This window comes from Mesorhizobium sp. M5C.F.Ca.ET.164.01.1.1 (genome assembly GCF_004792125.1).
Classification (GTDB): domain Bacteria; phylum Pseudomonadota; class Alphaproteobacteria; order Rhizobiales; family Rhizobiaceae; genus Mesorhizobium; species Mesorhizobium wenxiniae.
In genome coordinates, this window is record NZ_SRTG01000001.1 from 727856 (window position 1) to 751804 (window position 23949).

At 60.7% G+C, this 23949-nt stretch carries 25 protein-coding genes; 8 read left to right on the top strand and 17 right to left on the bottom strand.

Going from position 1 to position 23949, the window contains the following annotated elements:
• Positions 1 to 6: 6 nt before the first annotated feature.
• The 3 genes from EN807_RS03500 (at position 7) to EN807_RS03510 (ending at position 4896) form a co-directional block, all read left to right on the top strand.
• A complete protein-coding gene (locus tag EN807_RS03500; protein ID WP_135933896.1) occupies positions 7 to 3063 on the top strand; it encodes a type I restriction endonuclease subunit R in 3057 nt (1018 codons plus the stop codon).
• Positions 3060 to 4319: a hypothetical protein gene (locus EN807_RS03505; RefSeq protein WP_135933897.1), complete on the top strand. Its 1260-nt coding sequence runs from the start codon at positions 3060 to 3062 to the stop codon at positions 4317 to 4319. The genes EN807_RS03500 and EN807_RS03505 overlap by 4 nt, the downstream gene beginning before the upstream one ends.
• Positions 4320 to 4662: 343 nt before the next feature.
• Entirely contained in the window at positions 4663 to 4896 is a 234-nt protein-coding gene (locus EN807_RS03510) for a hypothetical protein (RefSeq protein WP_065009975.1), read from the top strand.
• 76 nt (positions 4897 to 4972) lie between these two features.
• On the opposite strand, the gene EN807_RS03515 is transcribed toward EN807_RS03510, so the two are convergent.
• From EN807_RS03515 to EN807_RS03530, 4 genes are all read right to left on the bottom strand, one after another.
• Entirely contained in the window at positions 4973 to 5284 is a 312-nt protein-coding gene (locus tag EN807_RS03515; RefSeq protein WP_135933898.1) for a hypothetical protein, read from the bottom strand.
• A 207-nt stretch (positions 5285 to 5491) separates the two neighbouring features.
• Complete coding sequence (locus tag EN807_RS35395; RefSeq protein ID WP_189522336.1) at positions 5492 to 5662, bottom strand: hypothetical protein; 171 nt, start codon at positions 5660 to 5662, stop codon at positions 5492 to 5494.
• A gap of 88 nt (positions 5663 to 5750) precedes the next feature.
• Entirely contained in the window at positions 5751 to 7487 is a 1737-nt protein-coding gene (locus EN807_RS03520; RefSeq protein WP_135933899.1) for an adenylate/guanylate cyclase domain-containing protein, read from the bottom strand.
• A gap of 622 nt (positions 7488 to 8109) precedes the next feature.
• The gene (locus EN807_RS03530; RefSeq protein ID WP_135933900.1) at positions 8110 to 8514 is read right to left on the bottom strand and encodes a hypothetical protein; all 405 of its coding nucleotides are present in this window, start codon (positions 8512 to 8514) and stop codon (positions 8110 to 8112) included.
• Between the two features lie 56 nt (positions 8515 to 8570).
• On the opposite strand from EN807_RS03530, the gene EN807_RS37365 reads away from it, so the two are divergent.
• A complete protein-coding gene (locus EN807_RS37365; protein ID WP_281405207.1) occupies positions 8571 to 8705 on the top strand; it encodes a hypothetical protein in 135 nt (44 codons plus the stop codon).
• Between the two features lie 774 nt (positions 8706 to 9479).
• Here EN807_RS37365 and EN807_RS03535 read toward each other — a convergent pair.
• Positions 9480 to 10049, bottom strand: a complete 570-nt coding sequence (locus EN807_RS03535) for a TetR/AcrR family transcriptional regulator (protein ID WP_065012387.1) — start codon at positions 10047 to 10049, stop codon at positions 9480 to 9482.
• A 307-nt stretch (positions 10050 to 10356) separates the two neighbouring features.
• Here EN807_RS03535 and EN807_RS03545 point away from each other — a divergent pair, with 307 nt between their 5' ends.
• The 3 genes from EN807_RS03545 (at position 10357) to EN807_RS36350 (ending at position 12025) form a co-directional block, all read left to right on the top strand.
• Positions 10357 to 10884, top strand: a complete 528-nt coding sequence (locus tag EN807_RS03545; RefSeq protein ID WP_135933902.1) for a hypothetical protein — start codon at positions 10357 to 10359, stop codon at positions 10882 to 10884.
• A 266-nt stretch (positions 10885 to 11150) separates the two neighbouring features.
• Positions 11151 to 11639 carry a DUF305 domain-containing protein gene (locus tag EN807_RS03550; protein ID WP_246684007.1) on the top strand — a complete coding sequence of 163 codons (489 nt, stop codon included), beginning with the start codon at positions 11151 to 11153 and terminating at the stop codon, positions 11637 to 11639.
• A 53-nt stretch (positions 11640 to 11692) separates the two neighbouring features.
• Positions 11693 to 12025 (top strand): four-helix bundle copper-binding protein, encoded by a 333-nt coding sequence (locus EN807_RS36350; protein ID WP_135933903.1) that lies wholly within the window; start codon positions 11693 to 11695, stop codon positions 12023 to 12025.
• A gap of 170 nt (positions 12026 to 12195) precedes the next feature.
• On the opposite strand, the gene EN807_RS03560 is transcribed toward EN807_RS36350, so the two are convergent.
• The 4 genes from EN807_RS03560 to EN807_RS03575 form a co-directional block, all read right to left on the bottom strand.
• Entirely contained in the window at positions 12196 to 15363 is a 3168-nt protein-coding gene (locus EN807_RS03560; protein WP_135933904.1) for a CusA/CzcA family heavy metal efflux RND transporter, read from the bottom strand.
• Positions 15360 to 16811, bottom strand: a complete 1452-nt coding sequence (locus tag EN807_RS03565; protein ID WP_135933905.1) for an efflux RND transporter periplasmic adaptor subunit — start codon at positions 16809 to 16811, stop codon at positions 15360 to 15362. The genes EN807_RS03560 and EN807_RS03565 overlap by 4 nt, the downstream gene beginning before the upstream one ends.
• Complete coding sequence (locus EN807_RS03570) at positions 16808 to 17209, bottom strand: FixH family protein (RefSeq protein ID WP_135933906.1); 402 nt, start codon at positions 17207 to 17209, stop codon at positions 16808 to 16810. Before EN807_RS03570 ends, EN807_RS03565 begins: the two co-directional genes overlap by 4 nt.
• Positions 17210 to 17334: 125 nt before the next feature.
• Entirely contained in the window at positions 17335 to 17646 is a 312-nt protein-coding gene (locus tag EN807_RS03575; protein WP_135933907.1) for a hypothetical protein, read from the bottom strand.
• 215 nt (positions 17647 to 17861) lie between these two features.
• Between EN807_RS03575 and EN807_RS03580 the strand changes: the two genes are divergently transcribed.
• Positions 17862 to 18227: a hypothetical protein gene (locus EN807_RS03580; RefSeq protein WP_127317558.1), complete on the top strand. Its 366-nt coding sequence runs from the start codon at positions 17862 to 17864 to the stop codon at positions 18225 to 18227.
• A 75-nt stretch (positions 18228 to 18302) separates the two neighbouring features.
• Here EN807_RS03580 and EN807_RS03585 read toward each other — a convergent pair whose 3' ends face one another.
• The 8 genes from EN807_RS03585 to cueR all read right to left on the bottom strand — a co-directional run bounded on the left by EN807_RS03585 (position 18303) and on the right by cueR (position 23946).
• A complete protein-coding gene (locus EN807_RS03585) occupies positions 18303 to 18587 on the bottom strand; it encodes a copper-binding protein (RefSeq protein ID WP_135933908.1) in 285 nt (94 codons plus the stop codon).
• 25 nt (positions 18588 to 18612) lie between these two features.
• Positions 18613 to 19101, bottom strand: coding sequence for a cupredoxin family protein (locus EN807_RS03590; RefSeq protein WP_135933909.1), 489 nt, complete (start codon positions 19099 to 19101; stop codon positions 18613 to 18615).
• Between the two features lie 41 nt (positions 19102 to 19142).
• Positions 19143 to 20501 (bottom strand): copper oxidase, encoded by a 1359-nt coding sequence (locus tag EN807_RS03595; RefSeq protein ID WP_127317561.1) that lies wholly within the window; start codon positions 20499 to 20501, stop codon positions 19143 to 19145.
• Positions 20502 to 20518: 17 nt separating this feature from the next.
• On the bottom strand, positions 20519 to 21985 hold the full coding sequence (locus tag EN807_RS03600) for a TolC family protein (protein WP_135933910.1): 1467 nt from the start codon (positions 21983 to 21985) through the stop codon (positions 20519 to 20521).
• Positions 21982 to 22215, bottom strand: a complete 234-nt coding sequence (locus EN807_RS03605; protein WP_135933911.1) for a hypothetical protein — start codon at positions 22213 to 22215, stop codon at positions 21982 to 21984. Before EN807_RS03605 ends, EN807_RS03600 begins: the two co-directional genes overlap by 4 nt.
• 82 nt (positions 22216 to 22297) lie before the next feature.
• On the bottom strand, positions 22298 to 22741 hold the full coding sequence (locus tag EN807_RS03610) for a hypothetical protein (RefSeq protein WP_135933912.1): 444 nt from the start codon (positions 22739 to 22741) through the stop codon (positions 22298 to 22300).
• A gap of 75 nt (positions 22742 to 22816) precedes the next feature.
• A complete protein-coding gene (locus tag EN807_RS03615; RefSeq protein ID WP_128238978.1) occupies positions 22817 to 23254 on the bottom strand; it encodes a YqaA family protein in 438 nt (145 codons plus the stop codon).
• Positions 23255 to 23547: 293 nt separating this feature from the next.
• Positions 23548 to 23946, bottom strand: a complete 399-nt coding sequence (gene cueR / locus EN807_RS03620) for a Cu(I)-responsive transcriptional regulator (RefSeq protein ID WP_135933913.1) — start codon at positions 23944 to 23946, stop codon at positions 23548 to 23550.
• Positions 23947 to 23949: the final 3 nt, after the last annotated feature.

A 23949-nucleotide genomic window follows, 5' to 3' on the forward strand; every position in this document is an offset into this window, starting at 1 on the left:
GGGATCATGGTCAGCAACACCAAGGAAGTGGCTCTGGAACAGGCGATCCAGCGTCACCTGACGGGCCTGACGACCGAGGGATTGGCAGGCCAGCCCGCGCCCGAGGGCCACGGCCCCTTCCGGCTGGGTTTGCCCTCCGATTTCGACGCCGAATACGCGCTCGACGCCCGGCTATTCTGGGAGTTCCTTGAAACCACGCAAGGGAAAGAGCTGGCCAAGCTTAAGGATCGCAATCCGGGCGACTGGCAGCGCAAGATCCTTGAACGCTTCGACCGGCTGATCAAGAAGAACGGTGTGCTCCATCTGCTCAAGAAGGGCCTTGCCGTCGATGACGCCTTCTTTTCGCTGATGTATCCCGCGCCGCTGGCCAGTTCAGCGGCCAAAGTACACGAGAACTTCGCGGCTAACATCTTCAGCGTCACGCGGCAGATCCGCTATTCGCAGACCAACCCAAGCGAAGAGATCGACATGGTCCTTTTCGTCAACGGGCTGCCGCTGATCACCGTCGAGCTGAAGAATGTCTGGACCGGCCAGACCGCGCGGTACCACGGACAGAAGCAGTATCGCGACGGCCGTGACGTGACCCAACCGCTGCTGCAGTTCGGTCGCGCGCTGGTGCATATGGCGGTGGATACCGACGAGGTATTCATGACGACCAAGCTCGCCGGGCCAGCGACCTTCTTCCTGCCCCTGAACAAGGGCCACAATGAGGGCGAGGGCAACCCGCCGAACCCGAACGGCCACAGGACCGCCTATCTTTGGGAAGAGGTGTTCAACAAGGAAAGCCTGGCGGGCATCATCCAGCATTTCGTGTTGCTGGAGGGGAGAGCGACCGATCCGCTGGCCAAGAGGACACTGGTCTTCCCGCGCTATCACCAGCTTGATGTGGTGCGCCGCCTGCTGTCGCACGCCGCCACGACCGGCGTGGGGCACAGCTATTTGATCCAGCATTCGGCGGGTTCGGGGAAGTCGAACTCCATTACCTGGACGGCCTATCAGCTGATCGAAACCTATCCGGCGAGGGCGGACATTCCGGGTGCGAAGGGGGTGGACCAGCCCCTTTTCGACTCTGTCATCGTAGTCACCGACCGGCGCTTGCTAGACAAACAGCTGCGCGAAAACATCAAGGATTTCTCAGAGGTCAAGAACATCGTCGCCCCGGCCCTGCGCTCGGCCGACCTGAAATCGGCGCTGGAGAACGGCAAGAAAATCATCATCACGACCATCCAGAAGTTCCCCTTCATAATCGAAGGCATCGCCGACCTGAGCGACAAGCGGTTCGCCGTGATCATCGATGAGGCGCACAGCGGCCAGAGCGGAAGCGCGCATGACAACATGAACCGCGCGATGGGCGCGGGTGACGCGGACCCGGACGAGGATGATCCGCAGGAGCGCATCCTTGCTGCGATGCAGTCGCGCAAGATGCGCGGCAACGCCTCGTACCTCGCCTTCACGGCGACGCCGAAGAACACCACGTTGGAGAAGTTCGGCGAGCGCCAGCCCGACGGCAGCTTCAAACCCTTTCACCTCTACAGCATGAAGCAGGCCCTCGAGGAAGGCTTCATCCTGGACGTCCTGGCGAACTACACGACGTACAAGAGCTACTACGAAATCCAGAAGTCGATCGCCGACAATCCGCTGTTCGACACCAAGAAGGCCCAGAAGAAGCTGCGGGCCTATGTCGAACGCAGCCAGCAGACGATCAACACCAAGGCAGAGATCATGCTCGACCATTTTATCGAGCAGGTCGTGACGCCCAAGAAGCTGCGTGGCAAGGCCAAGGGGATGATCGTCACCCAGAATATCGAGGCGGCAATCCGGTACTACAAGGCGGTGACCAAGCTGCTGACGGATCGGGGCAATCCGTTCAAGGCGCTGATCGCGTTCTCGGGCGAGAAGGTCGTCGATGGCGTGACCTATACCGAAGCCGAGATGAACGGCTTTCCCGAAGCGGACACGCGCGATCGGTTTAGGGAGGACGACTACCGGCTGCTGGTGGTCGCGAACAAGTACCTGACGGGTTTCGACCAGCCGAAACTGACCACAATGTTTGTAGATAAGAAGCTGCAGCATGTCCTTGCCGTGCAGGCGCTGTCACGGTTGAACCGCTCTTCACCGAAGCTGGGCAAGCGCACTGAGGATCTGTTCATCCTCGACTTCTTCAACGACGTGGCAGACATCAAGGCGGCGTTCGACCCGTTCTACACGGTCACCACCCTGTCGTCGGCGACAGACGTGAATGTGCTGCATGAACTGAAGGGGTCGCTCGACCAGGTAGGCGTCTATGAATGGCAGGAGGTCGAAGACTTCGTCGCCGGCTATTTTGCGGGCGAGAACGCACAGGCGCTGAGCCCGCTTATCGATACTGCGGCGGACCGTTTCAATCAGCTGCTGGAACTGCCGGAAAAGGACAAGATCGACTTCAAGATCAAGGCTCGGCAGTTCGTGAAAATCTACGGGCAGATGGCCTCAATCATGCCCTTCGAGGTTCTCGAATGGGAGAAACTGTTCTGGTGCCTGAAGTTTCTCGTGCCGAAGCTGAAGATCAAGGACCCGGACCAGGATATGCTCGACGAACTGTTGGAAGCAGTCGACCTGGCGTCCTACGGCCTCGAGCGGACCAAACTGAGCCATCCTATCAGTCTTGACGCAACGACTACTGAACTTGAGCCTCAGAACCCGAATCCAAGGGGGCACCGTGACGGCGACTTGGAAAGAGACCCCTTGGAAGAGATCGTGCGGAGCTTCAACGAACGCTGGTTCCAGGGATGGAGTGCCACTCCGGAAGAGCAAAGGGTGAAGTTTCTCAACATCGCTCAGAGCATCAAGGGGCATCCAGACTTTGAGGAGAAGTACCAGAACAACGCCGATCCGGACAATCGGGAGCTCGCGTTCGAAAAAATCCTAAAAGATGTCATGCTGCAAAGGCGAAAAGACGAACTGGAGCTATACAAGCTCTTCGCCAACGATCCCGCATTCAAAGCCTCATGGATCCAAAGCATGGAGCGCATTGTCGCTCAGCAAGAGCAAGATGTTTCAGCAGAGATGGAGTCAAGCGTATGACGGTCACTGCGACAATGCTCTTCGGGCAGCCGCAGCGCGAGATTGCAACGCTATTAAATGATCGTCTATCCAAATCAACACTCACCAGCATTGTTACGGGGTTCGCCACACCGGGCGGCTTAAAGGCAATTACTCCGCCGTTGATCGCACAGCAGGCAAGAGTTGATGCTTTTGTGGTAGGTGCCGCTACCTACCCGGCGTTTGAGGCCTTGGACGACCTCTTGGCGGCAGGCGTTCCAAGGGATCGCTTGTTCGTTCACCTGGGGCACAGTTTTGCGACTGGCACTCCCAAGAATCCTTTCGCACGCTACCATCCGATGCTTCACAGCAAGGTTTACTTCATGGAGCTTCCCGATGCCAAAGCATGTGCATTCATTGGCTCGCACAACGTCACGTCTTTTGCTCTCGGTGGGTTGAACGGCGAGGCCGGAGTAATGCTGGAGGGGGATGCCTCAGCACGACAGTTTGACGAAATACGAGACCACATCAAAGAAGCCAGATTGCAAGCTGTCCAGTACACTCCTGATATGAAGGAAGCTTATTCTTGGTGGTGGCGCGAGTTCATTGATGGTCTGAAGTCCGAGGTGCATCTGCCTCAGGATTGGACAACAATTAGAACAATCATGATCTTTTGCGAGACTAGCCGAGGATCTTACCCAAAGCCTGGCGAGCTTCTCTATTTCGAGATCCCCGACGGTATCGAGCAGATCGAATCTCTAAAGACGGAGGTTCACCTCTTCTTGTTTGACAACCTGCCATCCGATCCTTGGGCAGCCCTACAGACATCTTCCGTCGCGCAAGTGCGCCTAAAAGGCATAACTCGTGGCGTAGACAATCGCCAGGGTAACAGAGAACTGAATGCGAATTGGCGTATTGAGTCCATCCCCACCCCGCGCCTGCAGCAGGTAGCCGGAGGCACATTTCGGCCACATACCCGAGCCGGCCTGCAGCAGGTTCGCGCGGAGATACTGGATAAGGACCTTGACAGTTTTGAGTACGTTTTCGAACGCGAGCGGGGAGGCTGGGACCCTCAGTATTCTGCCGAGGAACAAATCGAAATGGCCGGTCCGATCTCAAGCGAAGTCGTTCTTGCGGAGGGAAGAGGCAATCGCAACCTCACTGGCTCGTGGCGGCTCGTGAGGGGACTGACCCCTCGGTTAGGGGTTGCAAAAGAGTTTGACCAAGAGGCGCTAAAGCTGGCGGCACCGGACTCGGGCTCGTTCATCCTCGTATCCTTGAGGAGACGCCGGAGGTGATGACCGCCGGGCAAAAGCTTCTGGCTCATTGTTCTCTGGCCGACGCTCAATGACGAGTTTGCCATTTCTCGGTGCTACGAGCACTTGCGGCGCGACGGTGGCGGTGCAGGGATGTCCGCTCTTGGTGTCTAAAACCCGAGACCGGACAGTCCGCCTACAGCCCAACATCGTCATTTAATGCCATTAGCTTAGATGGCTGTTCGTGACCTTTTGCGGGGAGCCATGAGGCCATTCATTGACCGGCGCAGTCTCTGATAAGATGGCGGCACCTGAGACAGCCCTGCCTGGAACCCAATCGGCCTCGAATGACTTGTTCGTGGATAGACCTCGAAGGGAGAAACCATTGTCCGCACCTGAGGAAATGGATGTCGTCCTCGAAAAGCTGCCTTTGAGGATCGGCGCCTATGTACCCGACGACTTGCTGGAAGACTGGTTCGCGCCGGGAACAGGCATGAACCCGGTCAGCAAGGAAGCGCTGGCGGCGGCCAAGACTTACGGATGGCGCTTCGAATGCGAGTTCAAGCACTATCCCGAACGGATGGAGGGCGTGTTCTGGAAGTGGGTGCCGGCGATCTGATCCGCGCAATTTGCATCGGCCCCTTGGCGCTTCAGTGATGAGGTTGCCGCGAAGCGTGATCGCTGTCTTGATCGCCTCAGCCGCCGCCTGTCGGCGTCGTCACCTTTCCGGTTCCGCCGCATTCGGGGCAGGTGCGGCCGTCGATCATGCCTGTCCCGGCGCAGCGGTGACACATATGCTCGCCGGCGCCAGGAATGCCTGCCGCGTCGGCATTGGCTTGATCTTCCGCAAGTTGCGCAGGTTTGCCTTGCAGCTTGCCTCGCAACCGGGCGGCGGTCTCGTCGACTTCAAGCGACGTGCTGCCGGGCAGACCTTCGCCGGATTGGCCTATGGTTTCGTTGCGCGGCCGGTCGTTGGTGCCTGTCGTTATCTCTGGTTTCTGAGCCATTTCAGTACTCTTTGCGGATTGCAGGCAGCTCTCAGTTCCTGCGGTTCGAACGCCTCAGCTCCGCAGATGTTCCGGGTGGCAATTGTCGCCGGCAGGCTTGGACGGACGTAGCAACAGCCAAGCGCATCCAGGCTGAAACGGCACGAGGCCGAGGAGGCGCTCAAGCAGGATTCCCATCAATGGCGCCGCGCCGCCTTTGCGCCAGCGCTACGACAGCCGCTCCGACCGCACTTTCACGTCGTCGCTTAGCTGTCGCACGACCTCGGCGGTCTTGCGGATGTCGGCTTCGTCGAGAGCGACCCCCATGGTCGAGGCGATCGCCAAGAGTTGGGCGTTCAGCTCACTGTGGCGCGCGTCGCCTTTGCGCGTCAGCTGCACAAGCTTCGAGCGCCGGTGTTTTGGATTGTCGATGAATTCGACCAGCCCCTCGGCGGCGCAACCGAGAAAGGAAGTCTGATCAAGATATTCATTCTGGCAGCCCCGCCATGCGATAGCCCTTCACGAAATGTCGCCGCAGGTCTTCATCACGGAAAGGCTGCGAAGCAGACCACTGCCGGATAGTAAAGTTCGGATTGTTCATCATGAACAACTGTGCTTCGGTCCGCGCCTCCTCTAAGCGTCCCAGTTGCGCCAAGCTCGCCGCAAGCAGGCGGCGCGATGTCGCGCGATACGTTTCGGGCCGGCGCAGCGTCTGGACCGCGGACGCGTAGTCACGAATCGCATATTGGGCCTGCCCCAGCATCCAGTAATACCAGCCGGGCGGGTGGGGATTGAGCCTGAGCGCCTTGCGTACGTGTTCGATGGCGTCGGCCGGTCGGCCGTTCATCACAATCAGATCTGCACGCATCGCCCATGCATCGGCATGGTTCGGGTCCAATTTGAGGGCAGCGTCGAACTCGGCATCCGATTCCGCCCAGCGGCGTTCATGGCCCAGTATGATGCCTAGCACCCATCGGTTCCCAGCATCGTTGGGGTCAAGCGCGACGGCCTTTTGCGCTTCCGCGATGGCGCTTGCGCGGTTTGGATCCGTTGCCTGGTCCCAGAATTCCCAACTTAGCCACAGGTTCAGGGCCAGCAAGCGCCGTGCCTCCGCGTAGTCCGGGTCGAGCGCGATCGCTCGCCGCAGCAGGAATATCGCTTCTCTCGCGGCGCTGGCCGTTTGAAGGCCCAAGGCCCGCGCTCGTACACAGAGGTCATACGCCTTCAGATTCGTAGGCCTATTGCGCGCTGGTGCGGCCGTCAGACGGCCCGCCAACGCTTCGACAATCTTCGCGGTCACCTCGTCCTGTACGGCAAATATATCTTCCAAGTTGCGGTCGAACCTCTCCGCCCAAAGGTGGTCCCCTTCGATTGCATCGATCAGCTGAGCGTTGATGCGAACCCGCCCTGCAGCACGGCGAGCGCTACCCTCCAGGACATAGCGCACCCCAAGCTCGCGAGCGATGCGGCGCACGTCCACGTGCCTGCCCTTGTATGCGAAACTCGAGTTGCTTGCGATGACAAACAGGCCGCTGGTCCTCGAAAGATCGGTGATCAGGTCTTCCGTCAAACCGTCAACAAATACCTCTTGCTCCGGGTCGTTACTCATGTTGGTGAACGGAAGCACGGCGATGGAAGGCTTGATCGGCAACGGGAGCGGCGCGTTTTCTCCCGACCCGTGATGCTCCCACATTGCCGAAGATTCGACGCGATAAACAGCTACCGGCTCTGTGACATTCTTGATCGTCTGCAGACCAAGCTCCTCAAACCCGCAGTCGAGACGCCGCTTGACCTGATCGTAGACATTACCGGAGACGCAGACTTCTCCCGGTCCAGCTATTCCCTGAAGACGCACGGCGACAATGACGCCATTCCCGTAGAGATCGCCGCCTTCCACGACGACATCACCTAGATTAATTCCGACGCGCAAAAGGATTTGACGACCCTCAGCGAGACCTTTGTTCGCTGCCGCCATGCGCCTTTGGAACTCGACGGCGCAAGTCACGGCGTTCACCGCACTGGCGAACTCGACCAGAACGCCGTCACCCATCACCTTGACGATCCGGCCTTGGTGTTGGCGGACAAGAGGCTCCAGAATTTCCTTGCGCCGCTCCTTTAGCGCGGCGAGCGTACCCCGCTCGTCTAGTTCGATGAGCCGACTATAGCCGACCACATCAGCAGCCATTATGGCTGCAAGACGGCGTTGGGCGCGTTCTTCGGCCATTTCGCACGAGCGCTTTCACAGAACGCAGTGTGCTGAATTCTATGCCGCCCATTTCAAAAGTCTATCAGGCGAGATCCGAATCCTAGGCGGCAAGCCTCCGCGTGTAAGCACCAGCCGATCGTCCAATTCGATGACTGTTGCTTAATCCCGCCTGCAAGTGTCCGAAAGGGCGCCAACTCCGGATTTCCCTTTATACAGCTCATCGAATGCGCTGACTTGTCAGGATCCAGGCGAGATCCCGTCAATGCGGAGGGCCCGTACCTCGATCGGAGAGGCCCTCCCTCTGAGTTCCAGCGTGCGCTCACTGTTCGGCAAGTGACGAGGCCCGCCTCTGGTCCACGCCGCCTCGGTGACCAGAAGCTCGCCGGGGCCCGCCTGAGATGCCAAGCGCGCCGCTACATTCACCGCGTCTCCCATTGCCGTGAAATCGGCGACCAATCCGTCCCCGACGGAACCGACGTAAGCCGTACCGGAGTGAACGCCGATGCCAATGGGCAACCAAGGTCCGCCGGGCTCGCCGGGCTCGCCGTGCCCGGTAGCCGAAAGCAGGCGCCGACCTGCCTCTACAGCGGCGGCGGGATGATCGGCGACGATGGCAGGAAGGAACAGGCCGATAAGCTCGTCACCGACTTATCAGCGCATCGCAGCCGATTAAAATGTCACTACCGGACTTGAAGAATCGGTTCATGAGCGACGCGAACTCGGCAGGCATCATCCTTTCGGCCATGCTCGTAGAGCCTCGAACATCAGCGAAAAGAAGCGATAGATCGATCTCGGCGCCGCCAGGATGGGTGCGGATAAACTCTTCGCACAGGTTGCAGAAACTTGGGTTTTTTCGAGAGGGTTTCCTGCCCCATTTCGAAGAGAGCGCGCTCATGAGCACCCCACCCAAGGGGAACAGGCACGTCTTGCACCGGGGAGATCCCGGCAGCAGCTTGAACTGCATCCGATCGGCATGAAGGGGTGACTGCGGGTCGGTCAGAAGGCCGCGCCACATCTCCTCGTGGGGGTTCTTGTCGCTTGCCATCGGGTCCCACCTAAGCGGAGTTATATTAGCACGGGAAGAGACGCTGGGCTTCTGAAATGACTGCTTTGGTCCGATCGCTTGCCACCCGCGCGATCGGGCAGGCAGAAGTGGGAGCGGCGCGTACCATGATTGACAAGACCAAGGAGCGCTTCGGCCTGAAGCCAGAGTACCTAGCCGCCGACAGCGTCTAGCCGCTGGCGAACGCAGCTCTGGAGACGCGCCGGGAAAGTCGGCTCCTGGCGCAACCTCGACCTACAGCGTGGTCAACCGCAACGTCTGCTATCGGGCCGCGGCGAAGATCACCCGCAACGGCCGAAATGGGCGCAAAGCAGACTTGCAGGGTGATCCGATCAGGCGGCAGTCAGTCGAGGCGATGAATCCGAGATTGCCGCCGCCTGCGGGGTGGCCGCTGGCATAAAGCGACCTCGGATCGGATGGGTCCGGCGTGAAACCCATGAAATCCTGCACCGGCGAAATGAGCTCTGCCTGTCCGTCCGGCCCCGTGCGGAAAAGTCCGTGGTGGGTTGCCATCAGAAGTTTTTGCGAATCTTCCCTGTCGACAGCTAGCCCGTTGATGTGAGTGCGCTCTTTCAGCTGCGAAACCGAAACAGGCTCGGCCCTGCCGCCGATGCTGTCAATGCAACCGCAAGCGCAAAGGCCGATCGTCTCATCTGATCAACCTCCGGCGTCGGCCGTTGCCATTGTTCGCATGATATCAGGACTGGGACTGCAGTGCATTGGACGCCTCTATGCAGCCCGACCCGTTTCGCCCATAGTCACGACCAAGGATTGCGCGGCTTTGCTCATCCGGCTTTGACTCCAAGCTCACAGGCCGACGCAGGGCGATTCCGTTTTGGTCTTAGCTCGCCGAGAAGATAACAGCACGCCGGCAACATGCACCGCGACTCCTCGATCGCAACCGCTAGAAGCGCTGTATCAACGTCTTGGGTCCGCTTTTGCACGGATTAGCCTCGATGTCGCAACCCGGCCAGTGTTACCGCGACCAGCCGGCGGACCGCGGCCTTGGATGTCAGGCTGTTGGCTGCCGTGAGGGCGTGGAGGCAATAGGTCGCAAGTTCGTCAGGCGCGACGTCGTTCCGGAGGTCGCCCATCGCTGCGCCCTCGGCCAGCAGATCGCGGATGAGCTGGTGGAGATGGTGCTGCGCCTTGACGACGTGTTCGCCTCGATGCAGGCGTGCGGCGAGTTCGGTGCCATGGTGCTTCTGAGAAATGAACGCGTAGGCCTCAAGTACGGCCTCCAGCCGCTCACCGGCGTCGCCAGCCTGGTCCCGGATTGCAATGAGATGTTCGAGGTGACCGGCGACTTGGCGTTCGTGCCAGGCGACGAGGATCGCTTCGACGTCCGGGAAGTATTTGTACAGCGTTGCGCGACCTATCCCAGTCTCCTCGGCGATTTTCGCCATCGTCACCGACAGCAACCCATGCTTGGCCACCAGCGCCCCCGTGGCGTCCAGGCTCGCGTCGCGTACGGCGCGGCGGTGCGCATCGATGGTTTCGTTCCATAGCTTCGGCATCACTCCAAGATACCTGACGGGACGACCTTGTCGAGATAAGAGACATTGTGACTTGTTATAGACACGTCGTATCGATAAAAATCGAGCTGTCATTAAAACGGCGACACCACACGACGGAGGGAACGCACATGGGCGACCCGCCTCCCTACCCCGGCGCGCCCCGCTGGGTGAAAATCACGGGGATCATCGCGATCATCCTGGTTCTGCTGGTTATCGCTGCGCTCTTCACCGGCGTCGGCGGACCCCACGGTCCCGGTCGGCACCTGCCGTCATCCTCCAGCGTTCCAGAGCCTGGCATGCAACAGCCATGATGATGACGCCCTGGCTCCGAAAGTTCGCGCTTATCGTGCATGTCACGTCCTCGGTCGGCACTCTCGGTGCGGTCGCCGGCTTCCTGGCTCTCGCCGTCGCCGGCCTGACCAGCCCAGATCCGCAGGTGGTGCGCGCCGCCTATCTCGCGATGGAGTTGACCGTCTGGTACGCCATCGTTCCGCTGGTCCTGGCCTCATTGGTTACCGGGCTTGTCCAGTCACTGGGCACTTCATGGGGCCTGTTCCGCCACTATTGGGTCGTGGCGAAACTACTGCTGAACGTGCTTGTCACCATCGTGCTGCTGCTTCAGCTGGAGCTGATCGGCTATTTGGCAGATGTCTCTGCAGAGACGATGTTATCCAGCGCGGATCTTCGGGGGCTGAGGTTCTCCCCTGTGATCCACGCCGCTGGAGGGCTGCTCGTCTTACTCGTGCCCGTGGTTCTGTCGCTGTACAAGCCGCGAGGCCTGACCCCCTATGGGTGGCACAAGCAACATGAGGGGACCATGGCTCCGCATCCATAGAGGCAGCCCGTCTAAACCGGCGCTCCGCTACATCGGAACAAAGTTTCCACGCTTCCCGTTACGCAGCATGTCATGCGTTGCACTCGTGCAGGTTCTTCGGCGGGCGAAGGCAGCCTTTTTCAGCTGCTTCGCTGCAGGTTTGCTTCTGAAATCTCCAGTCCGCATTGAGACTGCCGGCCTGCCCGGCTCGCGGATCCCTGACCGGTTGGACCGACCTCCAAAACCGCAAACGGATTCATGCCACGAGCCGGTGCCGAGACGAGACCTTGGCGCCGCGCGTCATTGTTCAAGCATTCAGGAGACAAATCATGACCACGACTAAACTTACGATCGCCACGGCAGCGCTGCTCTCGGAATTTGCCTCGGCGGCGTTCGCTCAGCAATCCTCCGACCAGCCTATGGCTTCGACGCCCCTGCCCGAGCAATGCGGTCAGGCTGAAGGCGCATCAGCGGGGCACACCATGCCAGGAATGGCCGGCATGGACATGTCGGGCATGGATGAAGCGCACAAGGCCAACATGGCGGCGATGATGAAGATGCATCCTGCCATGATGCAGGGCATGATGGCCAAAGACCCCGACGTCGCCTTCGCTTGTGGGATGATCGCGCATCATCAGGGCGCGATCGATATGGCTGAAGTCGAACTGAAGTATGGCGACAATGATGAAGCCAAGAAAATGGCTCAGACGATCATCGACGCCCAGACCAAGGAAATCGGCGAGTTCAAGCAGTGGCTTCAAGCCAACGCAAAATGATCGTCAGGAGACGTCGAAGGCGCGCTACTAGACTCGAACAAAGGACACCTTCCATGCATCACCTTACCCCCGAAATGAAAAGCTGCATTGACGAATGCCTGCGCTGTTATTCCGTGTGCCTTTCGACCGCGATGGGCCACTGCCTGGAACTAGGCGGCCAACACACCGAAAAGCGGCACTTCACGTTGATGATGGCGTGCGCCGAGGTCTGCCGGACATCGGCGCATTTCATGCTCATCGGTTCCGAGCACCACAAGCATACCTGTGGCGAATGCGCCGAGATCTGCAACGAATGTGCGGATGACTGCGAGCGCATTGGCGACATGCAGGAATGCGTCGAGGCCTGCCGTCGCTGCGCGGAGAGCTGCCGGAAAATGGCAGCCTAGAATTTCGTCTGAGGGCGCCCGGTTCAGACCGCGCGCCCTCCTTACTCATCTGAAGAAGACGAACTTGACCAGGGCAGCGATCACCAGCACGACCAGAGCGAGGAGAATGAAGCCTGCCAAGCCCATTCCCCACATTCCGCCCGACATCACCTGATCCATCATTGTCGCTCCTATTCCGCGGCCAACTTCAGCTCAGCGTCTGCTCTTGGCTCGTCGACCACACTCCGGCTCGGCAACCGCCAGCCCTTGACGATGCCGTAGACGGCCGGAATCACGACGAGCGTCAGGAGCGTTGAAGAAATCATGCCGCCGATCATGGGCACGGCTATCCGCTGCATGACCTCCGATCCGGTGCCCGTGCTCCACAGGATCGGTAGCAGGCCCGCCATGATGGCGACGACGGTCATCATCTTCGGACGTACGCGCTCGACGGCACCGAACATGATCGCCGCGTTAAGGTCCATCTTGGTCAAACTCCGCTTCCCGGCCGCACATCTGGCCCTCGCTTCGCTCCACGCGTTGTCGAGATAGATCAGCATGATGACCCCGGTTTCGGCTGCCACGCCGGCGAGCGCAATGAAGCCCACCGCGACCGCCACCGACATGTTGAAGCCCAGCCACCACATCATCCAAATGCCGCCGACGATTGCGAAGGGCAGCGACAGCATGACGATCAGTGTCTCGGTCAGCGCGCGGAAGTTGAGGTAGAGCAGCAGGAAGATGAGCGCGAGCGTTAGCGGCACGACGATCTTCAGCCGCGCCTGGGCACGTTCGAGATATTCGAACTGCCCGCTCCAGGCGACCGAATAACCCGGCGGCAGCTTCACCTCGGCGGCGACCGCCTGCTGCGCCTCGCTGACATAGCCGCCAAGGTCGCGGCCGGCGATGTCGACGAAGATGTAGACCGCAAGTTGTCCGTTCTCGGTGCGGATCGAGGTCGCGCCGCGCGTGAGTTCGACTTTGGCGACTTCTCCGAGTGGTACGAAGCCGCCGCCAGGCAGTGCGATCTGCACTTCGCGGGCGATCGCCCCGGGATCGCTTCTAAGGGCGCGCGGATAGCGGATGGCGACGCCATAACGTTCGCGGCCCTCGACAGTGGACGTGATCGCCTTTGCGCCGAGCGCCATGGAGATCACATCCTGAACATCGCCGATCGACAGGCCATAGCGGCCCAACGCGGTCCGGTCAGGGATGATATCAAGATAGTAGCCGCCAATCACCCGCTCGGCATAGGCGCTGGACGTGCCAGGCACTGCCCTGAGCACTGCCTCGATCTGGCGTGCGACATTTTCCATCTCGCCGAGGTCGGTGCCGTAGACCTTGACCCCGACGGGCGTGCGTATGCCCGTCGACAGCATGTCGATGCGGGCGCGGATCGGCATCGTCCAGGCGTTCGACACACCCGGAAACTGCAGCGCGGCGTCCATCTCGGTTTTCAGACTTTCCGATGTTATTCCGGGCCGCCATTCGGATTTCGGCTTGAGGTTGATGATCGTCTCGAACATCTCGGTCGGCGCGGGATCGGTCGCTGTCTGAGCCCGGCCCGCCTTGCCGTAGACGGACTCTACTTCCGGGAACGATTTTATGATCCGGTCCTGCATCTGCATCAGTTCCGCGGCTTTGGTGACGGACAGGCCCGGCAGCGTCGTCGGCATGTACATCAGCGTTCCTTCGTCGAGGTTCGGCATGAACTCGCTGCCGAGCTGACGAGCGGGCCAGACGGTCACTGCAAGGGCGACAATCGCGAGCAGGATCGTGAACGTCTTTGCCCTCAGCACGCCGGCGATGACCGGCCGATAGAGCCCGATAAGCAGCCTGTTGAGCGGGTTTCTGTGCTCCGGCACGATGCGGCCGCGCACGAGCATCACCATCAGGGCTGGCACCAGTGTCACCGAGAGCAGCGCCGCCGCCGCCATGGCGAAGGTTTTGGTGAAGGCGAGCGGACCGAACAGACGGCCTTCCTGGCTTTCAAGCGTGAATATCGGCAGGAACGAGACCGTGATGATGAGCAGGCTGAAGAACAGCGCTGGCCCGACCTCGGCTGCAGCCTTGATCAAAACCTCGATGCGGGGCTTGCCTGGAGGCGCCCGTTCCAGGTGCTTGTGCGCGTTCTCGATCATGACGATCGCCGCGTCGATCATCGCCCCGATGGCGATAGCGATGCCGCCGAGGCTCATGATGTTGGAGCCGAGGCCAAGCAGCTTCATGGCGGCAAAAGCCATCAGGATGCCGACGGGCAGCATGATGATGGCGACCAATGCGCTCCTCACATGAAGCAGGAACACGATGGTGACGAGGGCTACGACGATGCTCTCCTCCACCAGCGTCGACTTCAGAGTCTCGATCGCAGCCTCGATGAGCTTTGAACGATCGTATACGGGCACGATCTCGGTACCTTCAGGCAGGCTCCTTCCGATCTCAGCGAGACTTTCCTTGGCATTCTCAATGACGGTCAGCGCGTTCGCGCCGACCCGCTGCAGCACGATACCGCTCGCGACCTCGCCCTCGCCGTTCAGTTCGGCGATGCCGCGGCGCTCGTCAGGCACAATCTCGACCTTGGCGACATCGCCGAGCCTGAGCGGCACGCCGCTGACCGACTTCAACGCGATGCTTTCGATGTCAGACACACTCTTCAGGTAGCCGCGTCCACGCACCATGAATTCGAACTCGGAGATTTCAACCGTGCGGCCGCCCGTGTCCATATTGCTGGTGCGAACCGCTTCGCCGATTTCCGAAAGCGTCACGCCCTGAGCGCGCATCCGCGACGGATCGACCACGATCGAGTACTGCTTGACGAAGCCGCCGACGCTTGCGACCTCGGACACGCCTTCCGCCTTCGAGACTGCGAAGCGCACGACCCAGTCCTGCAGGGAACGGAGTTCCGCGAGAGACAGTTCTTTGGCAACGACCGCGTACTGGTAAACCCAGCCGACGCCCGTCGCGTCCGGTCCGAGCGCCGGGGAAACGCCATCGGGCAGACGGCTTGCGGCCGCGTTCAGATATTCGAGGACTCGGCTCCGCGCCCAATAGGGATCGGTGCCGTCTTCGAAGATCACGTAGACGAAGGACACCCCGAAGAAGGAGAAGCCCCTGACCACCTTGGATCTTGGAACGGTGAGCATTGAGGTCGTCAGCGGATAAGTGACTTGATCCTCGACCACCTGGGGGGCTTGGCCCGGATAATCGGTGAAGACGATGACCTGGACGTCGGAGAGATCCGGTATGGCATCGAGCGGCAAGGTCCTGATCGAGTAGATCCCCGCAATTACCGCCAGCGCGGTCGCAAAAAAGACGAGGACGAGGTTGCGTGCCGACCAGGCGATGAGCTTGGCGATCATGGCTGCGCCTCCGCAGGCGTCAGCGCGCTGAGCGCGGCTTTCAGGTTGCTTTCGGCATCGATCAGGAAGTTGGCCGAGACGACGACCTTTTCGCCTTCGGCGAGGCCCTCCATGATCTCGACCATACCGTCGCCTTGCATGCCGATCTTCACGTCGCGCGGCTCAAAGCTGCCTTCGCCCTTGTCGACGATCACAACCTGGCGGTCCCCCGTGTCGATAATGGCGCTGTCGGGCACGGTCACGGCAGGATCAGTGCCGCCCGTCGCGATCTCCACCTCGGCATACATGTTGGCAAGCAGCAGCCCCTCGGGATTGGGGAGTTCGATGCGAATCCTCGCGGTCCGGGTCTGCCCCTGGATTTCGGGGTAGATCAGACCGACCTTGCCTTCGAACACCTTGCCCGGAAGGCTGCGGATGCGGATGGTCGCCTCGTCCCCGATACGAACCGAACTCAACTCGTATTCCGGCACATCGGCCATCACCCAGAGGGTCGAGACATCGGCGATCCGGAACAGGGTCTGGCCCGCCTCCGCCATCATGCCGTCGACGGCCATGCGCTCCAGGACAACGCCGTTGCGTGGCGCCATCAGCGTCACTGAGATCGGCACCTTCTTCGACTTCTCGATCTCAGCAATCGCTTCCGCTGGAACGCCGAGATTTTCAAGACGCTGCAAGCTGCCCGCGGCGGCGTTGCGGTCTGAGCCGCCCTTCAGGTCGGCGGCATAGAGCGCACCTGCCTGGGCAATTTCCCTGGCGTAGAAGCGCACAAGCGGGCGACCTTTCTCGATAGCCTCCCCGGTCGTGATGTCAGCCACTTCCTCGATGAAGGCCTCCGTGCGGGTTGAGACCACTGTGACGCGTCGCTCGTCCAGCGTGACCGTTCCGGGAACCCGAACCGGACGCACGACGGCGCTCTTCGTGGCGCGTACCGTCTTCACGCCTGTCCGTTGCAGCCTTCCTGCCGATACCTTGACCGTCGAGCCGTCATGCGCTTCGCCTTCGAGGACGGGAATGTAGTCCATCCCCATGGAGTCCTTCTTCGGCACAGGAGACGTGTCCGGCAGGCCCATGGGATTGCGGTAGTAGAGAATCTTCCGACCACTCAGCCCAGTTGCTTCACCGCCGGCTGCTTTGATCTCAGGGCGAACCTCGAAGCTCACGTCTTCGCTCGCCAGGACCGCGACGAAATCCCGGCCGTCCTCGGTGCGTTTCGGCGTTGACGAATAGGCGGGATCTCCGTCGGGGTGACGGTAGTAAATGATGGGACCAAAGGGAACCGGACCGGCAGTCGTCGGCATCGATTCCGCGCTGAGCGGGCGCCCGATGGCCGTCTCGATCATTTGCACGACGTCCGAGACGGACAGATCATGCTGTCCGGCCGAGTATCCGCCCGCGCCAGCCCCGGCCGCCAATACGGCGAGGGTCAGGAATGAGCCGAACCTTTTCATTGGATGGCCTTGAATTCCAGGCGGCGCTCGACCGTTTCGGTCTCGCCCTGGACCTTCGCCGCGATGGAGAAGCGCCAGCCTCCAGCCATCATGAGGTTGGTCCTGAAGCGATAGGTGCCGGCCTCCTCGGATGGCAGCGCCGCGACCGGCGCAGTCATTGCCTCCATTCCGTCCGGAGCCATGTCCATCCTGGTGGCGAATACGACGGCGTTGTTCACCGGAGCGCCTGTCCTCTTGTCGAGGAGCCTGACGGCGACGACGGCACCGTCGCCTTCCTTGATCTCGTTCTTAACGAGCTGGAATTCGTAGTCCTCTTGCGCTGCTTTGGCCGCTTGGGAAGCTACGATGAAGGACGCGAGCGCCAGCATCGCGGCGCGTGGGAAAATTTTCGATTTCATGATCAATGTTTCCGCCTGACAGTGTTCCGCGCTTGCGCACGGCGTGGGCATGACAAACGCCACGCGAACGGCCCGTGCAGCATTAGTCCGCACGGATCCCGGCGCCAAAGGCGCCTATTTGCCAGTCAGGCTTTGGGTGGTCTCGGGGGCGGTTCGCCGATCAGTGACGAGAGGACAGCTTCCCTGCCGTCGAGGAACTCCACTCCGATCGGAGCTTGGACGACGAACGTCGGCGTTTCGGGAACCTGAACGCTGACGAGGCCCGACACGCACAGGACCGCGAGCGGGCAATCCTTGCCGCAGTCCGGCACCATTGGCTTGCCGTCCGGGCAGCAGGGCATGTCGTCCTGCATGATGGATAAAGGCGACCCGGCAACAGCGCCCGAAGTCGAAGCTCCCAAAGGCGCAAAGGCCAGCCCGAACACGGCCAGCAACAACAGCACCCTTCCGAAACCGAACGAATTCGTCATCGTTTACCTTTGGCACAGGCACCCACCGCGCGATAGTGTCTCGGGTGTTTATGACCTTCTTGTGAAATCGCACACAAGCGGTCGCCACTGACGCTTTTGCGCACGCTTTGATCGATTGGAGATTCGATTCGAAAATCGATACGACAGGTGATAGTCTCGTCTTGGATCCTCGGGAGGAGGATATGCGCGCCATTGCATTTTTTGCCGGCGTGTTGGTGGCTACGCCCTCGATGGCGGAGCAACTGGTCTTTTACACTGCCGATTTTCCAGATGCTACTTCGGTCCAGCTCAGCGTGCAGAGCAATAGCGTCTCGCAAGACGGGGACTATGACTTCGACGTCGCTATTGGTTTGGTCGAGACGGACGCGAGCGGCGCTGTAAGGTATGAAGACACCGGAAAGCACCGTGCACGCGTTCGCTGCAATTATCCCGCATATGTGGGTGTGGGGGCTCGGAAGTATCCCATGGCTCTTCCTCTGAACCGCTCCACACACGATGATTGGAAAGAAAGCCTCTGGATAGCATTCTGCGCGGCTCCCTCATCGTGACACCCGTGCACGCGGCATTGCCCGATCAGACCGCGGCCGCGGGTTGATTTTGCAACCCGCGGCGCTTGTTCCTGATCACTTGATACCGGTGACCGTGATGCGTCCGTTGACACGGTCGGCTGTGAACTCGATCGCCTGACCCGCCTTAACCTTCTCGATTATGCCGTCCTCCGCGACGACGAACACCATCGTCATTGCGGGCATGTCGAGGTTTGTTAGCGGCTCATGTTTGATCGTCAGCTTTTTCTGCTTGGCGTCGACCTTGATGACTTCGCCCTTCACGTATTCCTGAGCGAGCGCGCTCCCGCCGATGGCGAGCGCGAGTGCGAGGGCTGCGAATGCCTTTGCCATTAGCTTCATGGTTGTTTCCTTTGTGGTTTGGAGTTCAGTGGGCGACGCTGATATCGCCCTTCATGCCGGAATCGTAGTGACCCGGAATCAGGCAGGCGAACCCGAATTCGCCAGCGTTTGCGAAGGTCCAGACGATCTCGCCTCTGGCGCCGGGCGCCAAGCGGATCGAGTTGGGATCGGCGTGCTCCATCTCGGGGAACTTCTCCATCAGCGCCTTGTGCTCCATGATCCCCTCATGGACGTCCATGACGAACTCGTGGTCGACCTGGCCCTTGTTGACGAACTTCAGACGAACGGTCTCGCCCTGCTTCACCTTGAGCACGGCCGGTTGGAACATCATCTTCCCGTCGTCCGTCTCCGACATCGAGATGTTGACAGTCCGCTTTGCCTTGCCGGCCTCGCCAGGGCTGCCGATCGCCATTGTGGCGGCTTTGTCGCCATGGCCTCCGGCGTGGGTTCCACCGGCAAGAGCTGCTCCCGAACTGACCGCCATCAAAACGGCCGCTGCGATTATATGTTTCATGCTGCACTTTCTCTCGTTGTTGAGGTTGAGGGTTTCGGTTCTCATCCCTGTTTGCCGTGACCGCCGTGCGCTGCCGGGGCCATCGTTTTTGCGTCGCCTGATTTCGTCGGAGCGGGGACATCCCCCTTCCACTCGTAAGCCACGGTTCCCTCCGGATGCTGGTACCATCCCGGATCGGCGTAATCGTTCGAGGCGAGCCCCTCGCGTACCTTGACGACCGAGAACATGCCGCCCATTTCGATGGCGCCGAATTGGCCCCAGCCGGTCATCATCGGGATCGTGTTGTCGGGAAGCGGCATTTCCATCTCGCCCATATCGGCCATGCCGCGGTCACCCATCGCCATGTATTCGGGCTGGACCCGGCGGATCTTGTCGGTGACCTTCGAGTTGTCGACGCCGATGAATGTGGGCACGTCGTGGCCCATGGCGTTCATCGTATGATGCGACTTGTGGCAATGGATCGCCCAGTCGCCCTCGTATTTGGCTTCGAACTCGTACGCCCGCATGGCGCCGACGGGGATGTCGATCGACACTTCCGGCCACCGCGCCTCCGGCCGGACCCAGCCGCCATCGGTGCAGGTCACCTCGAAGTCGTAGCCATGCATGTGGATCGGATGATTGGTCATGGTCAGATTGCCCACGCGGACCCTGACCCGGTCGTTTTTCGCCACCGGAAGATGACTGATCCCCGGAAATACGCGGCTGTTCCATGCCCACAGATTGAAGTCCGTCATCTCCATGATGCGCGGGACGTACGACCCGGGCTCGATGTCGAAGGCGTTCAGCAGGAAGACGAAATCGCGGTCCACCCGCATGAACTTCGGGTCCTTCGGGTGAATGACGAAGAAACCCATCATGCCCATGGCCATCTGGACCATTTCATCGGCGTGCGGGTGGTACATGAAGGTCCCGCTCTTCACGAGGTCGAACTCGTAGACGAAGGTCTTGCCGGACGGGATTCCAGGCTGGGTAAGGCCAGTCACGCCATCCATGCCGTTGGGCAGGATCATGCCGTGCCAGTGGATGGTGGTGTGCTCGGGGAGCTTGTTGGTCACGAAGATGCGGACCCGGTCGCCTTCGACCGCCTCGATCGTCGGACCGGGGGATTGACCGTTATAGCCCCACAGATACGCAGTCGAGCCCGGCGCCAGCTCCCGCTCCACCGGCTCGGCGACCAGGTGAAATTCCTTGACGCCGTTGTTCATGCGATGCGGAAGGGTCCAACCATTGAGAGTGACCACCGGCTGGTAGTCGGGTCCGCTCGTCGGGAAGATCGGCGGCTGCATGTCCGGAGACTCCATGACGGCCGCATCCGGCAAGCCCATCGCCGAGGTCTTGGTCCATGCCGTGGCCCCGGCGAGCAAGGCTCCCGCGCCCAGCAACTGACGTCTTGAAAGCATTTTTCTTCTCCTTGAGTTCAGTGGCCTTCGGCGCCCGCTTCGGCTGCGGCCGGTGCGTCGCCGCCTTCGGGCGAGTTTGCGCCGCCACCATGGATGGCGGTTCCGAGATTGACGTCGGCCAGCCAGAAATTGCGCTTGGCGTTGAGGGAAAGCATGATCGCGCTGATTTTCGCGCGGGTGTCCGCGAGAAGTTCGAACGTGTTGGTGATCATGCCGTTGTAGGTGAGGACCGACTCCGCTTCGATCTTGGTACGAAGCGGCACAACGCTGTTTCGATAATGCCGTGCGATGTCGTAGGTCGAGCGGTAAGCATCATAGGCAGACCTCGCCTCGGATCGGATGTTGACCGCCTTTTCCGCCATCCGATTGGCAGCTTGCATGTAGGCAAGTTCGGCCTTGCGCATGCGTGCCTGGCCGGTGTCGAAAATCGGAATGACGAACTCAAGCTCGAGAGTGGGTGACACACTCGTCTCGGTTCCGCCCTCCTCCGCCTCCTCCGCCTCCTCGCGTTCCACCTCCACGCCGGAAAGCAGTTCCAGATCGCTGACGTAGCGCGTCGCCTCGGTCAGTCCATAGGATTTCGCCAGCGCCTCCAGCTCAAGCTTCGCGATCTCAAGGTCGACGCGATTTCTTAACGCCTCCACCTCGATCGCGCGCTTGGCCTTGGCGCCTTTAGGCAACCCTGGAAGCGCGTTCGGGACCGAATAATCGACGTCGGGTCCCCAAAGGCCCATGAGGCGGGTGAGCTCCTCCTTGGCGGTCCGCGCGGCGAGCCGCGCCTCCGCCGCCTGACCGGTTATCACGGCATAAAAGACGTGTTCGCGGGCCTGGCCGGTCTTTGTGAAAGCGCCCGTCTCGCCAAGTTTTTGAGCGAGTTCGGAGGCAGCATCGGCGGCGGCCTGCGCCTGATTCAAGTAGGAAACGCTTTCCCAGGCCGATACGGCGTTGATCCAGGCCCGCCGCGTGTCTGCGGCGAGCCGTAGCGTTTCCTCGGCGGCGCGGAGTTGAGCCTGACGGAAGCGCGCATCCGCGACTGCGACGCGCCGGTCACGGGTCGCCAGCGCGAGGATATTGCTGACCACCGCCCCTTCAATCGTCCGCACAGGATCGACGCCGATCATGCCGACTGAAATCGTCGGATTGACCAGCATCGATTCCTGCCACATGTCGGCCGCCGACAAGCCGATCTCAGCGTAGGCGGCCTGCAGGCCCTTGTTGTTGAGCAAGGCGACCTGCACCGCGACGTCTGGGCCGATCGTCTTCTTCTGGACGAGGCGCTTCACGCGCTCTGAGACCGCGCGCGCCTCCTCGCTGGACTGCACCCACACCGTTTTCTTGCCGGTTATGGATTCGGCGCGCGCCGCGACCGTCGTGAAGCCAGCCATGGGGTCGGAAATGCCGTCAAGGACACCGATGGTGGTGCATCCCGCCGAGATCAAGGGCATGGTTGCCACGGCAGCCATGGTCAGGAACCGCCGCTTCATGATCCGGCTCCCGGGTTTGCTGGGGCGCGCTCTTCATTGAGGCGCCGCCAGTTCTGCGGATCGACCGGTTCCCGGTGGTGATAGTCGGCGATGACCGGGTGGTACTGGGCATCGCGTATGCCCAGCACGGGATCGGCCGGATTGAAGGCCGGAAGAATATCCGGCGGCATGGTTGCCGCGCATCCGGAAACGAACAGCGATGCGAGGATCGCGAGACTGGCGATTTTCATTGTGGACCTAAGCTTGACGTGTGCGTTTGGCTGCGCCGGAACGGATTCCGGACGCTGCGCGCGAACGCCCCAGAGAGGCGCGTCAGCCCAGGTGTCTGGGAGGTCTTATATGCGCTGTGTACTCGCCGCCTGCCGAGGCTTCGGCAACGACGGCCGCAAAGCAACGGGAAACAACGCGCTCGAGGTCGGGGCAATCGACAGGCACGGCATGGGCCGGCGCGCAATGGACTTCGCAGCTTTTCTCGCTGGAATTCTTGGTACCGTGATCGTGCTCTGACATGTCTGAGTCGTCGGCAGCGGCGGCGTGGTCGTGACCGCTCATCTCGTGGTCTTCGGCAGGGAGAGTCATGCCCGCGTCGCTGTGAAAACCCGTGGCATTGGCCGTGGCAAACAAACTGGGCTGAAGAGCCGACATGACCAGGAACACGACCGCCAGCAGTGCTCGGAGCGGCATGTTTCCCAAGATCGAGATTCGACCAGGTTTCCTCATCGTGCCCTTCGGACAATTGTTCGCCTGATTTGTCAAGACAACCTGCGCCCATGTTGTTGCAGTGCAACCAAAAGTGAACGCAACTGCATGTCACGATCGCTGCATGGTCAGTTACATCAGGCCCAGCACCGCTCCGGCGACAGCCAGATAACGCGAGATCTTCGCGAGGGCGACGATTGCGACAAAGCTCCACAGCGGCTCGCGCAACACCCCCGCGACCACGGTCAGCGGATCGCCGATGATCGGCATCCAGCTTAACAGGAGCGACCATCTTCCATAGCGGCGATACCAACCCGTGGCGCGGTCGAGCGCCGTGGGGCGGGCGGGAAACCAGGGACTGTCGCGAAAGCGTTCGATCCCTCGACCAAGAGCCCAGTTCACCATCGAACCAAGAATGTTTCCTATGCTGGCGACAAGAACCAGCATTGCCGGCGAGAAGGAACCCGTCGCGAGTAGCCCTGCAAGGGCAGCCTCCGACTGCGCCGGCAGGATAGTCGCCGCGGTGAAGGCAGCAGCAAACAGACCGCCGTATACGGCAAACAGATCCATCTATGTTTTCGCTTTGCGGAAAAGCTTCAGGATTGCACATCGATCACGACCATCAGTCCGCCACCGCCCTTCTCTTCGACATTGTTGTTGGTCTTGCAATTCCCGATATGGAAGTGGATGAGCCGGCTGTACGAACATTGCAGGGTTCCTGTCGGCTGGCTGTCCAACTCACCTAGTCGGCGTCATCGACGCCTGGCGCTCGGCGACGACTGGAGCGACGGCGGTCTCCGGAAGCGCCGTCCTAGCGGCGAGCCCGGCGACGACAAGGACTACTGCAATGACGGGGACGCGCCTCACTGAACCGTGCCGCTTCCCGCAAGGCCGTCGATGATCGGGCAATCGGGTCGGTCATCGCCGTTGCAATGGTCGGCGAGATGCCGAAGCATGTCCCGCAGTCCGGCGAGTTCCGCAAGCTTACGGTCGATTTCGGCGAGCTTGGCTTCCGCTATGGCCTTCACATCCGCGCTCTCGCGCTCCTTGTCGCCGTAGAGCGAAAGGAGTTGCCGGCATTCCTCCACCGAGAAGCCAAGGCTTCGCGACCGCTGCAGGAAGCGCAGGCGATGCACGTCGGCCGTCGAATAGTCCCTGTACCCGTTGCCGGCACGATCAGGCCTGAGAAGGCCGATGTCCTCGTAGTATCGGATGGTCTTTGGCGGCAGGCCGGATTTTTCTGCAGCGGTTCCTATGTTCATGAT